The organism is Candidatus Colwellia aromaticivorans, from assembly GCF_003333305.1.
GTDB classification, from domain to species: Bacteria; Pseudomonadota; Gammaproteobacteria; order Enterobacterales; family Alteromonadaceae; genus Colwellia; species Colwellia aromaticivorans.
The window spans coordinates 1-16,957 of the sequence record NZ_QOLD01000090.1 but is presented as its reverse complement, the minus strand read 5'-3'; the positions used below and the strand labels follow the sequence as shown (position 1 = coordinate 16,957).

12 protein-coding genes are annotated in these 16,957 nt (G+C 36.2%); 7 read left to right on the top strand and 5 right to left on the bottom strand.

Going from position 1 to position 16,957, the window contains the following annotated elements:
• Window positions 1-35: 35 nt before the first annotated feature.
• Entirely contained in the window at window positions 36-647 is a 612-nt protein-coding gene (locus tag DWA31_RS14580) for an SRPBCC family protein (protein WP_136038006.1), read from the bottom strand.
• A 741-nt stretch (window positions 648-1,388) separates the two neighbouring features.
• Between DWA31_RS14580 and thrS the strand changes: the two genes are divergently transcribed.
• From thrS to DWA31_RS14555, 5 genes are all read left to right on the top strand, one after another.
• The gene (gene thrS / locus DWA31_RS14575; RefSeq protein ID WP_114327309.1) at window positions 1,389-3,299 is read left to right on the top strand and encodes a threonine--tRNA ligase; all 1,911 of its coding nucleotides are present in this window, start codon (window positions 1,389-1,391) and stop codon (window positions 3,297-3,299) included.
• A 211-nt stretch (window positions 3,300-3,510) separates the two neighbouring features.
• A complete protein-coding gene (gene infC / locus DWA31_RS14570) occupies window positions 3,511-4,068 on the top strand; it encodes a translation initiation factor IF-3 (protein ID WP_114327308.1) in 558 nt (185 codons plus the stop codon).
• A 223-nt stretch (window positions 4,069-4,291) separates the two neighbouring features.
• Complete coding sequence (rpmI, locus tag DWA31_RS14565; RefSeq protein WP_114327307.1) at window positions 4,292-4,486, top strand: 50S ribosomal protein L35; 195 nt, start codon at window positions 4,292-4,294, stop codon at window positions 4,484-4,486.
• A gap of 16 nt (window positions 4,487-4,502) precedes the next feature.
• Complete coding sequence (gene rplT, locus DWA31_RS14560; protein WP_011043699.1) at window positions 4,503-4,862, top strand: 50S ribosomal protein L20; 360 nt, start codon at window positions 4,503-4,505, stop codon at window positions 4,860-4,862.
• Window positions 4,863-5,150: 288 nt separating this feature from the next.
• Window positions 5,151-6,254, top strand: a complete 1,104-nt coding sequence (locus DWA31_RS14555; protein WP_114327306.1) for a phosphoribosylaminoimidazolesuccinocarboxamide synthase — start codon at window positions 5,151-5,153, stop codon at window positions 6,252-6,254.
• 426 nt (window positions 6,255-6,680) lie between these two features.
• Here the strand turns inward: DWA31_RS14555 and DWA31_RS14550 are convergent, their stop codons facing one another.
• From DWA31_RS14550 to cysK, 3 genes are all read right to left on the bottom strand, one after another.
• Window positions 6,681-9,632: a ligand-binding sensor domain-containing protein gene (locus DWA31_RS14550; protein WP_168427360.1), complete on the bottom strand. Its 2,952-nt coding sequence runs from the start codon at window positions 9,630-9,632 to the stop codon at window positions 6,681-6,683.
• A 63-nt stretch (window positions 9,633-9,695) separates the two neighbouring features.
• Entirely contained in the window at window positions 9,696-10,199 is a 504-nt protein-coding gene (locus tag DWA31_RS14545) for a hypothetical protein (protein ID WP_245942633.1), read from the bottom strand.
• Window positions 10,200-10,284: 85 nt separating this feature from the next.
• Window positions 10,285-11,280 (bottom strand): cysteine synthase A, encoded by a 996-nt coding sequence (gene cysK / locus DWA31_RS14540; RefSeq protein WP_114327304.1) that lies wholly within the window; start codon window positions 11,278-11,280, stop codon window positions 10,285-10,287.
• Window positions 11,281-11,451: 171 nt separating this feature from the next.
• On the opposite strand from cysK, the gene DWA31_RS14535 reads away from it, so the two are divergent.
• Together DWA31_RS14535 and DWA31_RS14530 are read left to right on the top strand one after the other, a co-directional pair.
• Complete coding sequence (locus DWA31_RS14535; protein WP_114327303.1) at window positions 11,452-12,297, top strand: AAA family ATPase; 846 nt, start codon at window positions 11,452-11,454, stop codon at window positions 12,295-12,297.
• An 18-nt stretch (window positions 12,298-12,315) separates the two neighbouring features.
• Complete coding sequence (locus tag DWA31_RS14530; protein WP_114327302.1) at window positions 12,316-13,488, top strand: vWA domain-containing protein; 1,173 nt, start codon at window positions 12,316-12,318, stop codon at window positions 13,486-13,488.
• A gap of 579 nt (window positions 13,489-14,067) precedes the next feature.
• On the opposite strand, the gene DWA31_RS14525 is transcribed toward DWA31_RS14530, so the two are convergent.
• Complete coding sequence (locus tag DWA31_RS14525) at window positions 14,068-16,395, bottom strand: carbohydrate binding family 9 domain-containing protein (RefSeq protein ID WP_114327301.1); 2,328 nt, start codon at window positions 16,393-16,395, stop codon at window positions 14,068-14,070.
• Window positions 16,396-16,957 lie beyond the last annotated feature (562 nt).

Sequence of the window (16,957 nt, the reverse complement as noted above, 5' to 3'; positions counted from 1 at the left end):
ACGTTAAGCCTGTAGAAAATGATCCTAGAGCTAAGCTACAAGCTTAGCTCGGTAATTCCTGGTATGGTTTGTTGCTGCCATTTAGATTGTGGTAATTGTTGGTTCATCTTTTTCATTGATTTCAAAATTGACTTTAATGCTAATTGATCGGCAAACCATTTAGGCATTTCTCCACCACCATCTGCGATAAAAGTATATTCAATGATGAGTTGTTTTTGTTGTTTGTTATTTAGTATTGGGGTGAGCAACCAATGCCCCTCATAAAATTTAACCCGTACTGTATTTTTGTGCTCTATTTCAACACTAAAATCATCTTTTAATTGTATTTCTACTGATAAGTCACTGTTTTGCCAATAATGTGAATGAAGTTGTAAGTGTCTGGGTTTTAATGGCCAAATAGCAGAAAAATTAACAGTGAAGATATGTTCAGTTGCTGAAAAATTTTTAACTACTTTACTGCTACTTGCGTTGGTTAACCAGGCTGGTGTGTTTTTGACATCTTGTATAAATAACAAAAAACCTGACAGACTAGAGTTTACCAATGCCGTTACTTTTATTTCGGTTAATTGATCAATCGTTGATATTCTTGAGCTGACATTGAGGTGCTTAGATTGCTTCCATTTTTTCCATGGTAACTCAGATGTCAAAGAAGCGGCTTTTACAAGGCAAGCGTCACTAATGACGAAAGTAATAATGAAAGCAATAACTATAACTTTTATTGCTTTAAATACGTTAAATGTCAAAAGAACAACGCACTGTAGTGGTATTTTTTATAGTCATAATATCGTCTTATCTAATTAAGTTGTTGAAATGAATTTATCAACTCTGTTTACTAAACTATTACCTACGTGAGCTGGAATAAAATACTCTAAGGCAGCATTGCTCTCAAGTTCAATAGTCTATTATATAGTGAATCGCGCATTGCCCTGAAATACTCCCCTACACACAATAAGGGCATAAGCTTAATGAAACGAGTACTATTTGAAAATAGCTATTTGTTTTAATTAAATAACATGCCTATGCACTTGGCTCAGGAGTTCATTAATAACGTCATCTTCGAAGTCTTTTGTCGAAGATCCATTGTTTTTTGCTTGGATTCAGGACTATGTACTCCATGCATAGTCTAATAAGTGGCATCCATGCCACGTCAGCCTAAAACACCGCTGGAATGACATTCTTTGTCAATAGTAAGCTTTTCCTGATTGATCTACATAGGCATGTTAAATAATAACTGCTTTTTGCTGTTTTATTGCTGTTTTTTCTTTTTTAGGGTGAAATAGTCTATTAAAACACTTGTGTATAAACAGCAAGGCTTTTACAATTCCCGCCTTATTTTAATAGACTTCAAGCGACGCCTAGTATGTGCCGCCACTGATAAGGAAAATTTCATGCCTATAATAACTCTCCCTGATGGTTCGACTCGCTCTTTTGATAACGCTGTATCGGTAATGGATGTCGCCTTAGATATTGGCCCTGGTCTTGCTAAAGCAACCATTGCTGGCCGTATCAATGGTGATTTAGTTGATGCCTGCGAATTAATTGAAAATGATGCTAGCTTGCAACTTATTACTAGCAAAGATGATGAAGGTTTAGAAATTATTCGTCACTCTTGTGCGCATTTATTAGGTCATGCAATTAAACAATTATGGCCAGACACTAAAATGGCGATTGGTCCTACTATTGATAATGGCTTTTATTATGATGTTGACTTAGAACATACCATTACTGAGGATGACTTAGTTAAGCTTGAAAAACGCATGACTGAGTTAGCACGGTCTAATTATTCGGTAGTGAAAAAAGTAGGCACATGGCAAGAAGCGCGCGCAGCCTTTGTTGGCCGTGGCGAAACCTATAAAATTCAGATTTTAGATGAAAATATCTCACAAGATGATATGCCTGCTTTATATCATCATGAAGAATATGTAGATATGTGTCGAGGCCCACATGTGCCAAGCATGCGCCATTGTCATCATTTTAAGTTAATGAAACTTGCTGGCGCGTATTGGCGCGGTGATAGCGACAATAAAATGCTGCAACGTGTTTATGGTACCGCTTGGGCAGATAAAAAACAGCTTAAAGCGTATATTCAACGTCTTGCTGAAGCTGAAAAGCGTGATCACCGTAAAATTGGTAAAACATTAGATTTATTTCACTGGCAGGAAGAAGCTCCGGGAATGGTGTTTTGGCACAATGATGGTTGGACAATTTACACTGAACTAGAAAAATTTATTCGTGAAAAATTGCATGAATATGATTATGACGAAGTAAAAGGTCCATTAATGATGGATCGCGTACTTTGGGAAAAATCAGGCCATTGGGAAAAATATGCAGAAAACATGTTCACAACGGTTTCTGAGAAGCGTGAATATGCAATTAAACCAATGAACTGTCCAGGCCATGTGCAAATTTTTAATCAAGGTTTAAAATCATACCGTGATTTACCATTACGTATGGCTGAATTTGGTTGTTGTCATCGTAATGAACCATCAGGTGCTTTACATGGTTTAATGCGTGTGCGTGGTTTTACTCAAGATGATGCGCATATTTTTTGTATGGAATCACAGGTTCAAGACGAAGTAAGTAAATGCATTAAAATGGTTTATGATGTTTATGGCTCATTTGGCTTTGAAGACATTGCCGTTAAGTTATCAACACGCCCTGACAAACGTATTGGTAGTGATGATATTTGGGATAAAGCCGAAGCGGGTCTTGCTCAAGCATTAACTGATAACAATATTGAATTTGAATATTTACCAGGTGAAGGCGCTTTCTACGGTCCTAAAATTGAATTCACCTTAATGGATTGCTTAGGTCGTGGTTGGCAATGTGGCACAGTACAACTTGATTTTGCTTTGCCAGAGCGTTTAGGAGCAACTTATGTTGGTGAAAACAACGAAAGATATACTCCGGTAATGATCCACAGAGCTATTTTAGGATCATTAGAGCGTTTTATTGGTATTTTAATTGAAGAGTACTCAGGTAAATTTCCAACTTGGTTATCGCCAATTCACGCAACAATTATGAATATTACCGATAAACAGGGTCAATATTGTGAAAAAGTTGTTAAAAAACTAAAAGAAAATGGCTTTAGAGCAAAACTAGACTTGAGAAATGAGAAGATAGGCTTTAAAATCCGCGAGCACACTTTAAAGAGAGTTCCTTATTTGTTAGTTGTAGGTGACAAAGAAATGGAAGCAGGTGAAATTGCTGTTAGAACTCGAAGTGGTGAAGATTTAGGAAAAATGTCTGTTGATGACTTTATCGCTAAGTTAAGCGAAGAAGTAAAAACGAGAAAATAAGTGATGAGTTTCGAGTTATTAGTATCGAACGGACCATAACATAATTTAATATTTCTAAGTGGCAAATGATTTTATCACTTAGAAAGTCGAGATTTTTTTCGAATTTGAGGAAAAAGCGCGGAGTTGACGAACGTCAATGAGCACTTTTGACAAAAAAGTCGGAAGAAAGATCAATTTATAAGTAAATAAAAAAGGTTTCTGTAGGAGGAACATGGCTATTAAAGGTGGACAACGAGGCGGGCAAAAAGAGCCAGCACATCGTTTAAATGAGTTAATCACAGGTATTGCTGACAACGAAGTTCGTTTAATTAAGTTTGACGGAGAGCCGGGCGGCATTGTTTCATTGGATGAAGCATTTGATCAAGCTGATGAAGCCGGTGTGGATCTTGTTGAAATAAGCCCAACCGCCAAACCTCCCGTTTGTCGCGTCATGGATTACGGTAAGTTTATCTATGAAAAAGCTAAAGAACAAAAAGAACAACGTAAAAACCAGAAACAAATACAGGTAAAGGAAATTAAATTCCGACCTGGTACAGATGAAGGCGATTATCAGGTGAAATTACGTAACCTGAAACGCTTTTTAGAAGGCGGCGACAAGGTCAAGGTTACATTACGTTTCCGTGGCCGTGAAATGGCCCACCAAGAGCTCGGTTTAGCGCTTCTTACTCGTGTTAAAAACGATTTAGAAGAACTAACCGTACTTGAATTCTTTCCGCGTAGAGCAGAAGGACGTCAAATGGTGATGGTCTTAGCCCCTAAAAATAGATAATCCTTGGTTTGACAAGTAATTAGCGCAGTTTCGAGATTCGAGTAATTGAGTTTCGAGTTATGCGCTCATTCACCAATTTTATCTTTACGCTGGTAGTACAGGCTTGCAAGTAAATTGATTATTCTCGCTTTATTGTGATAAAAATCAGTTTCGCCCTCGCTACTTAATATTTGGCATATACCTACCTATTATAGGTAAAGGTATAAATTTGAGAGTTATTCACATGCCTAAAATGAAAACCAATAAAGGTGCTGCAAAGCGCTTTAAAAAAACAGCTAATGGCTACAAGTTCAAACAAGCTGGCTTACGTCATATTTTGACTAAACGCCGTACTAAAGTTAAGCGTCATTTACGTGCTAAATGTATGATCGCTGCAGCTGACATTAAGTCAGTTAAAAAACTTTTACGTCACGGTTAATTAGGAGAAATAGAAAATGGCAAGAGTAAAACGTGGTGTACAAGCTCGTGCACGTCATAAAAAGGTTCTAAAGCAAGCTAAAGGTTATTACGGAGCACGTAGTCGTGTTTATCGTGTTGCTTATCAAGCAGTAACTAAAGCAGGTCAATACGCTTACCGCGATCGTCGTCAACGTAAACGTCAATTCCGTCAGCTTTGGATCGCTCGTATAAATGCGGCAGCTCGTCAAAATGGTTTATCTTACAGTAAATTCATTAATGGTCTTAAAAAGGCTTCTATTGAAATCGATCGTAAGATACTAGCTGACATCGCAGTATATGACAAAGCAGCATTCACATTCTTAGTTGAAAAAGCACAAGCTTCTTTAGCTGCATAAGAATTGAAAAGTTGTAATTGAGATAAGGACGCATTAGCGTCCTTTTCTTTTTTGTTGATATATTTTATTGCTAATTTCATGATAGCGTCGTCAAACATGCTCACTTATGTTCATAAGCTCCGCGTGATTTCCTTGTTCTCATTTCAATTACCTGCAAAATATCTTCAACAACGATAAATTTAAATAATGTTATTAATTATACCGAATACTATTTTATCCTCAGTGATAATCCGTAAAGATACTATTCGCTACAATTAATTTTAAATCTAAAAGTTAAGGTCTAATACCATGAATCTAGCTGATAAAGTTTTAGCGGTAAATAACGATTTACCTATCCGTACCGATGCACCTGTACATAGCGGCAAAGTGCGCTCTGTATATTGGTTAACTGAAGCTGATAGCAAACGACTAATTGAAGAAAAAGGTTATAACGTCCCTAAAGACGCTCCTTTAGCTATTATGGTTATTAGTGACCGTATCTCTGCCTTTGATTGTATCTGGCAAGGTGAGGGCGGTATGAAAGGCGTACCTGGCAAAGGAGCCGCGCTTAATGCTATTTCTAACCATTGGTTTAAATTGTTCAAAGAACAAGGTCTTGCTGATAGCCATATTTTAGATATTCCACATCCGTTTGTTTGGATTGTACAAAAAGCAAAACCTGTGATGATTGAAGCGATTTGTCGTCAATATATTACCGGCTCAATGTGGCGTTCATATGAAAAAGGTGAGCGAGAGTTTTGTGGTATTGAAATCAGTGAAGGTTTAACGAAAGACTCAAAACTGACTGAGTTATTACAAACACCGTCAACAAAAGGCATATTGACAGATATTCCAGGCGTTCCTGCGGTTGATGATGTCAATATTACCCGTAAAAACATCGAAGATAATTTTGAAGCATTTAATTTTAAATCATTGGATGATATAGCGCTTTATGAAAAGTTATTAACACAAGGTTATGATGTTATCTCGACGGAGCTAGCAAAACTTGATCAGGTTTTTGTCGATACAAAATTTGAATTTGGTTATGTTAAAGATAGAGAAGGCAATGAAAAGTTAATTTATATGGATGAAGTAGGCACGCCTGACTCATCTCGTATCTGGGATGGTGAGCAATACCGTGCAGGCAAAGTTGTTGAAAACTCTAAAGAGGGTTTTCGTCAGTTACTATTAAATCATTTTCCTGATCCAGACATTCTATTAAATAAAACGCGTATGAGTGAGCGTGAAGCCCTAGCACGTGACAATGTTCTACCAGAAGCTGTATTGATGAATGTTTCTAAAACTTACATTGATATTGCAGAAAAAATTACCGGTGAAAAAATAGTGCTGAGTGATAATCCAAAAGCAGAAATTATTGATGTTTTACGTGAGCAGTATCAATTAATTGATTAACATGGCTATGCAGTTAACTCAGGGTGTAACTGTAACCGTCATCTTCGAAGTATCTTATCGAAGATCTATTGCGCTTAATACACTAGATCCCCGATTAAAACACTACGGGGATGACGATCCTGAACCATCTACATAGGCACGTTGATTAATTGATACTGTCTCTAATATAGTGTTATTTTAAAGCTGTCATTATTTAGGAGCTGTTGATCTTTCGAGATTGTTTTTGCAGCTTTTTTTGGCAATTCAAACTCGGTTACTCTTACTCAACACTGCAAATGTTTGCATCAATTAGTGCTTTTTCATTACTTACGTAGTCCCATATTCTGCAGTCACCAACTTGAAAGCTTAACTTGGTATTTTGGTATTGTGTAGCGATATTAGCGTTAGTTTATATTTGATCAATGGATATAGCACTACAAAATTAAGCTATTCTCTTTTTTTATTCCGAGTCACTTTAGTTATTCGTTGCGTGATTTTTTGGTTATTTTCATGATCATTTGATTGATAAACTCTCACTTGATTTCGACCATTATGTTTTGAATAATAAAGCGCATGATCTGCGAGGGTGATCATTTGGTTATATTCAACTAAGTTACTATTATCTGTTAAACCAATACTAATTGTCAGCTTCAAATCTTGTGCAATAGAAGAGAAATCATTATTTTCAATTGTTGTACGAATTAGCTCACAAAAATGCATTGCTTGTTCTTTATTTGCACAAATGAGTAACGTAAATTCTTCACCTCCCCAGCGGGCAAGTTTAACTTGTTGCGAGCAACTGGGTAATAATTCTAATAATATCGTGGCAAAAGCTTTAATAACCTGATCGCCAACAATATGTGAATAGGTGTCGTTTACTATTTTAAAGTGGTCAATATCAATAATAGCGAGTGATAATGGGGTTGAATGCCCTTGTGCTTCTTTAAAGTCACTAACACACCATTCATCAAAAGCGCGCCGGTTAGGTAAGCCTGTTAATTGATCATGTACAGCTTGATAAGAAAACAACGTTGCTTGTTTTTTAAAATCTAGTGTTTGTTTTGCAACCAAACGCTTTAACTTTTCTTCACTTTGTTGAATTACAACAATTCGATAGCGATAAAAAAGGTAAAGTAAAGAAAGCGCTGAAGCAATAATAAATACCTTAAATAATAGTGTTTGCCAAAAATGAAAAGGAATGATGAAGGTTAACATTGCTTCTTGATTTTGCCATTTACCATTGGGGTATTTTGCGCGCATTTTAAAGGTATATTCACCGGGGGCGAGATTGGTGAATTCAGTGTACGTTTGATTATTCTTATTTATCCAACCGGTATCAAAGCCAACAAGTTGCGTTTGATATTGGATATTTTCAGACATTAAAAAACCTAAGCCTGCATAGTGAATTGTTACACGCGATGCACCAGCTAACAATTTAACATGACTTAGTGCTTTGTTTTCTCCTTTAAGTTTTAAAGGGTACTCTTGATTATCGACAATAAGTTGTTCAATAAGTACAGGTAGATGCCTTTCAGACATTCTTTGTAAGCGTTGATGAGTAACTTGGCTTACACCTTTTGCTGTAGCAAACCAAACACTACCATCGTTATGGAGTGTTGCTGCGGGTGTTGAGCCACCATTTGCTTGTGAACTTAATAAGCCAACGCCTTGTGCAAATATTTCATAGTTAATTATTTCATCTTGATTGGCGACAGCTTTATTTATTTCCTCTCGGGTAACTTTAATAATACCTCGGTTACTGCTTAGCCAAAATGTGTCATTATGATCGATAACTACTTGAAATAACTTATCTATTGGCAAACCATTTTTTCGGCTGACAGATTTAATGTCATTTGTAAGCAAATCTATCTGTATTAGCCCACGGTCGGTTGCTAACCAAATAACATTGTCTTCAACATTAAAGCCAAAGGCATATTCAGCATTAAACTCATCATTAAGGCGATAGGTTTGTATGATTCCATCTTGATACGAAGCTACGCCTATACCAGTGCCAATCCAAATTCTTCCATGAGAATCTTCAGTTAATGCCATAATAAAATTATCAGGCAAACCTGTTTGTTTATTAAATTGGCTAATTAGGCCTTCGTTTGTAATTTTAACAAGCCCTGTGGCAGTACCAATCCATATGTTTTTGTTAGAATCGAATAATATTGATCTCACTTCATTACTTGGCAAACCTTGCTCTTTATTGAAAAAAGGCTGCATAGTATTACCTACTACTTTATAAACACCGCTATTATAGGTACCCACCAAAACTTGGTTATTTTGTCCTTGCGCCAAGCTTAAAATAGATTTTACTGATGTATCATCTTTTGAATTTATTTCTGTAGGTGAAATAGATACGACTTTTTTTCCTCGTAATTTATTGAGTCCTTGACTACTACCAACCCATAAACTGCCATCACTATGGGCTAAAACACTTCGTATATAATCTCCGGATAAGCCTTGCTTTGAGGTTAAAGTAATAAAAGGAGCTTCTCTTAAGCGAAATAAACCACTACTAGTGCCAACCCAAATGCTATCCTCTTTGTCCTGATAAAGTGAGGATATTCGGTTGTTAGGTAAGCCTTTGTTATCATCAAGTTTTTCTATGCCATGATCACTTAAACGAAAAACGCCATGTTTTTGTGTACCAAACCATATATCATTATTTTTATCTTCTAATAAACTGGTAACTGCTTCATGGGATAATTCTTGATGAAGTGGAGTGAAATAGCCGTTATCGAGAATAAAAGCCCCTCGCTCGGTGCCCACAATAAGCTGATTGTTACTGGTAAGAAGTAATGATAATACTGGCGCGTCAGGTAATCCAAAATGTTCATTAAAATGACTGACTAGCGTTTTGTTTTTTACTGAATATAAACCATTATTTGTTGCTACCCATAATGTGTTTTCTGCATCAATAAGTAGTTTAAATGCTCTTAGGTTACCGATAATAGTGTCATCGTGTTTGGTAGTAACATCTCTATAGACAAGTCCTTTACCTTCTAAAGCTAACCAAATATTTTTTTTGTTATCGAAAATAGCGTGGTTCACCATAGTTGATGCGCTATATTGAGGTTGCCATTCTCGATTTTTACGAATAGAGATACCTCCTCTTGCCCCCGAAACTAAAAGTTCACCGTTTTGAGTGGCTGTTAAACTTTTTATTGCTGAATCGGGTAAACCTGCTTTTGAACCGCGAGTGAACAGTTTAAATTCCCTGCCATTAAAACGGGTAAAGCCTTCCCATGTTGCTATCCATAAATAACCATCACTCGTTTGTGTTAACGCATTAATGCCGTTATGGGGTAAACCATCACGAGTGTCCCATGTTTGGGTAAAATAACTATCTATAGGAAGCGGATCTTTTTTTGATGCGTGGTTATAAAAAGGCAATAAAATTATAATTATAAAAAATAATTGTATTAAAAAGGTGAATTTCAAAATCATTCTGCTCAGTTAAAAAGGGTCTTTTAGTATTTCATTAATTACCCATTTTCTACCATCAACTTGTACTAGTGAAATACGCTTAACGTCTTTTAAATGGTTTTCTTGGTAATATCCATCAAAATATAGGATTATTGTTGCTTTATTTTTAAATTGCTTTCTAAGTTTTACGCCGCTGTCATCTGGTTTTATCTCAACTTTGTCATAAGACATATTAAATAGATGGCGTGCAATTGCTTGTGAAGAACGGTAGTGTAATAACAGGCGTGCTAGTTTAGGATCACAAACTGATGCTGCTTTTTGAACATTTTTTTCATTGTAAAGCGCATTAAAAAAGGCAACTGCAACTAATTCAGGGTTATCGATTTTAGTTATTTCTTCTTTACCGCTACCGCAAGCACTAACAAGAAAAAGCGTAAGTAAAATTAGAAAATTAATTTTGGTCATAACAAGAATAATAGTATTTAAATTCAGGAAGTTCATGCAAGCATAACGTAAATTGGGGGATAACAACATACTCTTTTATACCTATGTAGATAATATACATAGGCAATAAAAAAGGTGCCTAAGCACCTTTTTAATAAAGAATGTTAAAGTACAGTTATTGTACTAGTTCTTTATCCGAAAAGCTGTCACTGAACAAAGCGCTAGATAAATAACGTTCTGCAGAGCTAGGTAAAATAGCGACGATTACTTTACCTGAATTTTCAGGGAGCTCAGCAAGGCGTTTAGCGGCAACTACCGCGGCACCTGATGAAATACCGGCAAGAATACCTTCTTCTTTCATTAAGCGATGTGCCATTGCCATTGAATCATCATTAGACACTTGCTCAACACCATCGACCATTGCTAAATCAAGGTTACCAGGTATAAAGCCAGCACCAATGCCTTGGATTTTGTGCGGACCAGGTTTTAATTCTTCACCGGCTAGTTTCTGGCTAATGACTGGTGAGTCTGTCGGTTCAACAGCAATACTACTTATCGCTTTACCTTGCGTTAATTTTAAATAACGGCTCGTACCTGTAATTGTGCCGCCTGTACCAACACCTGCAACTAAAATGTCTACTTTTCCATCCGTATCACGCCAAATTTCAGGGCCAGTGGTTTTTTCATGAATAGCTGGGTTTGCAGGATTATCAAACTGTCCTAAAAGTACATATTTATCGGGATCTGAATCTTTGATTTCTTGTGCTTTTGCTATCGCGCCATTCATCCCTTTAGCACCGTCAGTTAACTCTACTTTTGCGCCAAGAGCTGAAAGTAATTTACGACGTTCTAAACTCATGGTACTTGGCATAGTTAAGGTAATGCTATATCCACGGGCAGCAGCAACAAAGGCAAGGGCAATACCCGTGTTCCCACTCGTTGGCTCTACGATTTCTTTACCTTGCGTTAACAGGCCTTTCTCTTCAGCATCCCAAACCATGCTAGCGCCAATGCGACATTTAACACTGAAACTTGGATTTCTCGCTTCTATTTTTGCATATACTGTGGCAGTAGGAGTGCCATCACTATTTTTACTAGCAATAACACGGTTAAGCTTTACCAAAGGTGTATTACCGATGGAGGTTGAATTATCTTCAAATATGTTAGACATGGTGAAATCCTATGGGCTATTTTGAACTCATTTAAGTATACTTGTAAGATTAGTCTCTTATAGCAAAAAAAGAAGTGATATTTTGTTATAACTTATATGCATTTATGGAATAAATAACTAGTTTTCTAGTACTTTTCATAAAAAATGATCATGAAATTTTAGGAATTGAATATGAGCGCTTTTCAAGGCACCAGTAATTATATCGCCTCAAATGAATTACAGTTAGCAGTCAATGCAGCTATTGCTCTTGAGCGACCTTTATTAATAAAAGGAGAGCCGGGCACAGGAAAAACCATGTTAGCAGAAGAGCTAGCGGCTAGTTTAGGTGTTGAACTTATTCCCTGGCATATAAAGTCAACAACAAAAGCACAGCAAGGTTTATATGAATATGATGCCGTGTCGCGTTTAAGAGATAGCCAATTAGGTGATGAGAAAGTAAAAGATATTGGCAACTATATTATTAAAGGTAAATTGTGGCATGCATTTACTAGTGATAATCGTCCGGTATTGTTGATTGATGAAATTGATAAAGCGGATATAGAATTTCCTAATGATTTACTGTTAGAGCTGGATAAAATGGAATTTTTTGTTTACGAGACACAGGAAAAAATTGTCGCTAAACAAAGGCCCATCATTATCATCACGTCAAATAATGAAAAAGAATTACCAGACGCTTTTTTACGTCGTTGTTTTTTCCATTATATTCGTTTTCCAGAAAAAACTGAGATGCAAGCCATTGTTGACGTTCACTTCCCTAAGATTAAACAAAAATTATTAGATGAAGCACTGGCGTTATTCTTTAATTTACGTGATATGCCGGGTTTAAAGAAAAAGCCGTCAACGTCAGAATTAATTGATTGGTTAAAACTCTTGCTTGCTGAAGATATTTCTCCTGAAGTATTGCATGAAACACGTCAGAAAAAAGTTATTCCTCCATTACATGGCGCCTTATTAAAAAATGAGCAGGATGTGCATTTGTTTGAAAAGCTTGCTTTTATGCACCGTGGCCAACGTTAGACTGAAAAGAGCAAAGTAATGTTAATTGATTTCTTTTGTAAGGTACGTGACTACAAAGTGCCTTGTACTCTGCGAGAATTACTCGACTTAATTCGTGCCTTAGAGCAAGGCGTAGTGTTTGCTAGTATTGATGATTTTTATAGTGTTAGTCGGACTATATTAGTTAAAGACGAAGCTCATTTTGATAAATTTGATCGTGCTTTTGCTGATTACTTTACAGGCGTTGCTAGCCTTGAATTAGATTTATCAGAAATACCAGAAGATTGGCTTAAAAAGCATTTTGAAAAACAACTGAGCGCCGAAGAAAAGGCTAAAATAAAAGCCTTGGGCGGATTAGATAAGTTAATGGAAACATTAGCTGAACGTTTGAAAGAGCAAGAAAAACGCCATCAAGGGGGTAATAAATGGATTGGTACTGGCGGCACATCACCTTTTGGTGCCTATGGTTATAACCCTGAGGGAATTCGTATAGGGCAAGATGAATCAAGACATCGTCGCGCCACTAAAGTTTGGGATAAACGTGAATTTAAAAACTTGGATGCCAATGTTGAAATAGGCACGCGTAACCTTAAAGTTGCTTTGCGTAAGTTACGTCAATTTGCGCGTACTGGTAGTAGTGAAGAATTAGCGCTTGACGAGACCATTGCTGCTACAGCGCGTAATGCCGGTTACCTTGATATTAAAATGAAGCCTGAGCGTCATAATGCGATAAAAGTGTTAATGTTTTTTGACATTGGTGGCTCTATGGATGATCACATCAAGGTCTGTGAACAGCTATTCTCGGCAATTCATGGCGAATTTAAGCATTTAGAATTTTTTTATTTTCATAACTGCCTTTATGAGAATGTATGGCGAGATAATAATCGTAGGCGTAGTGAAAAAATTGATCTATTGCAGGTGCTGAATACTTATAGCCGAGATTATAAAGTTATTTTTGTTGGTGATGCAACGATGGGGCCCTACGAGATTACCTATCCTGGTGGCAGTGTTGAACATTGGAATGAAGAAGCAGGCAACGTGTGGATGAAAAGGTTAACAGACCATTTTGATAAGGTTATTTGGCTTAATCCCCAAAACGAAGCGCAATGGCCTTATTATGCTTCTATTAATATAATGAAAGGGCTCGTTGATAATAAGATGTATCCGCTCACATTAGCAGGGTTAGGGCAGGGTATTAAAGCACTGATTTAATTAGCAGGCTCGTAAGTAATAACATACGGCAGATTCAATTTTTCAGGGTGTTTTCTTGTAAAGTGAGTAAGTCTTTGTTTGGTTTGCTATTAGCATTACCAACTCAACTTGCTTTCGCTTGATTTTAGCCATGGAACTATTGATTTTATTCAAATTTATTGGAGTTCCAATAGACAAGCTATTCACGATATATACCCGCTCCACTTGAAGATGCATGATTCAGCTGGAATTAGAAATGTCTTTAGGCACAGGTTCATAGTTCCCGACTGAACCTAAGTACCTACATCCATGTAAGCAAAGCATTGATTGAAGAGAATGGTTGTTCCCTTATCAAAATCAATAACGCAGTATAAAGCGTTTCTAAACCAGCCCTTTGGGGAAGACTGAGCAAATCATACTCTGCGTTACATTTATTTTTAAGGGAATGACCCTTAATAAAAAAATGTGCCTTGATTATGAATCGCTCAGACTTCCTGAAACGCGCATCTTCAAGTGGAGCGGGTATAGTATCGACTAGTGTGGTAATTGATGTTAGAAAAACGCTTTTATTAACAATACCCAGGGTAGTGAATCATTATATTAGGGTGACCATGCATAGCTGATTTTTGTAAAAAAAGTTCTTTCTGCGAGCGTTAACTTAGTTACATCATCATCTCGAAAACTGTTATCAGAATACCCTAAAAAGAATACCGTTTGTGGGTTAAGTTTATAGGCGTAAATTAATTGGCTTGATAAACTTTTACTTTGCATTGAGTTAATAACGTTATTGTTATCTGGGTTTCTATTAACATCACTGTAAACTAAGCTAAGTTTTAAGTAACTTTGAACATCAAACTGGTAAGACAAACGTAACTCAGAAATATGCGCAACATAAACATTATTATTACTGTTGGTACTATTTTTAGAATCGAGTTCGCTATAGGTTTGGTAAAAATCAAATTCTAAATGATCAGTAAGAAATACAGCAACATTACCTTCTATTTCAATTAAATCCCCTAAACGATCGTTAGCATAATCAATTTTGTCACCCATAGTTAACTCTAGTGATAAAAAGGTACGAGTATTAGGCTTAATGTTAGCATATAGCTCTATTTGGTCTTCATTAAAGGAAGAAGTATTACCATCAATATCGGCTATTGTATCATCATAGCGAATACCTACTTTTTCACCATGAATTAAACTGAGTTCATAAAAAGATTGCATCGGGCCATCAATACTAAAACTGGCCGTTAATAATCGTTCAATAAGTTCATTATTAATGTTATGAATAATTTTCCATTCCCCTGCAACGCCAGCTTCTTGCCATTGACTGTCTGGTGAAGAATAAAAAACTCTTTTAACAAAAACGTCATCGGTTTTAATATCGACTTTGGGCATAAACCCTAAATCAGCTCTGAAATCAGCGCCAATATTTTGATGGTCTAAATCAATAAGCCAGTACTCAGAATCATGATTAAAGTTAAGTTTAAAAGCGTGATCACTAAAACTATCATTGCTGGGGTCAGCACTATTATTGAATGTTTTTGGATACAGTGTTTCAGAATTCAATACCTGTGCTTTAATTGTACTAGACTGAGATAGACGGTAACGCGCATCAAGCCCAACGACATAATTATGGTAATCATCGGCGGTGCGCAATGTTGCTAAGGTGCCTATCGTTAAATCGTTATTGTAGTCATACCTATAACGTAAGGCACCAGCGTGGCTTTCTTGTGCTAAAGTCATTAAACTTGAACGCAAATTGCCCGGTAATAAGATATTTGTTTCAGTATCATTGGTTATGAATGCGCCATAACTGTGTTTGTCGATACGACCAGTTAATTTGGCTCCATAATCAGGAACGGCAATGTTTCGAGTATATATTAAGTCAAAATCACTACTGAAATAATCACTGTTATCTAAGAAAAAAGCGCGTTTCTCTTCATAAAACAATGAAAAGTTGGTATTTACACTAAGTTGACCGCTATCGCTTTCTACGGTTGAAAAGTCAGGGTTTAATGTGGCATTTAGTAAATTATTTGCGTTTATTCCCCAACGTAAATCCACTCCTGCTTCAATATCTTTTTCACCGCTCCAATCACTATTTGGATCATTGCTGTTTGCGTAAATATCTCGAGTCTCATCTCTGCTAGCAGTAAGTCTTGGTATTAATCGTAAGTTTTGACCTATCTCTGCTTCTTCAAAGCCGGTAGCTTCGGGGTACTGGCACAACCAACAAGGATTATCTCGTTCAAGGGGTACATGAGAAATACGTAAACTTGTATCTCTAGGATAAATTCGTACTAATTCTATAGCCCATTTTTTTTTCTTACCGTCTGCTTTGAAGTTTAAAATGTTATAGGGAATAGCCATTTCTACTTGGTAGCCCTGTTCAGTTATTTTACCAAAGGCATACCAAAGCCCATCCCATGAGGTGTTGTTTTTTCCAGTTATTTCATTATAAGTAGCATCATTTTGAACACCATAAGGATTGACAAAAAAGGAGTAATTTAATCGTCTATTATTATGGGTATCGAGTTTTATACCGACTGTGTCCTGTAACCATGTTTTATCGCGATCGGTTAAGAAACCTTGAATTTTTGTAGGATCAGGATCATAGGCAATAAAGGAAATATAAAGAAACTTGCCATTTTGAATTAGTTTAGCAGTGGTTTTAACTGGGCTAGGTAAGTTATTCCATGGGCTATTGACTATATCTAATTTTATCGATAACGCGTTAGACCATAGATCATCATTTAATTCACCATCAATGATTATGGTGTTTTTTTCAAAAGGAATTTGAAGTGACTCTAAATTAATTCTATTTTTTAGTGTGTTTTTCTGATTTGAGGTTTTTGCTATTGTAGGGCTTATTAATAAAACAGTAAAAAGCAATAAAATCAAGCTGTGATAGCTTAAGTTCTGCATAGATTATCCATAAGTTTATTATTATTAGAGTGATTTATAATAGCTAAATTTTTTATTTTTATTTTATAAGATTAGCTATAAATATAATCATATTTATGAGGTAAATTGTTACAAATTTCAAGCCTTAACACAATGTATACTTTTTGTAATTATTACTTTGTCGTATTAGCTGTCTACTTTAGACTCCCTTTGAATATTATTTAAGATTGCTACTAGGGTCTGTTGATCTTTCGCGGTTAAATTTTGTTCGCCTTTTTTAAAGAGAGTAAAACGCTTTTAGCTGAATCCTTCGGACAGCATTTTTTGGTCATTTTTACGGCGTTATCACCTTTTTATGTGACGCTACATCCATGTAGCGTCCTTAAAATAGATGCGACGACGAGAATGAATTATTCAGAATCCCCGTAGGGCGAGTTTAAAAGGCTTGTATGCAGAGTTATTGATTTCGACAATGGCGCTACATGGATGTAGCTTATGTGGACTCCCCCTTGTCAACAATAAAAATTATTTTTAAAGAATTAAATGCGAACTTATGTACGAGCTCTAAATTGAGTAGCTAACT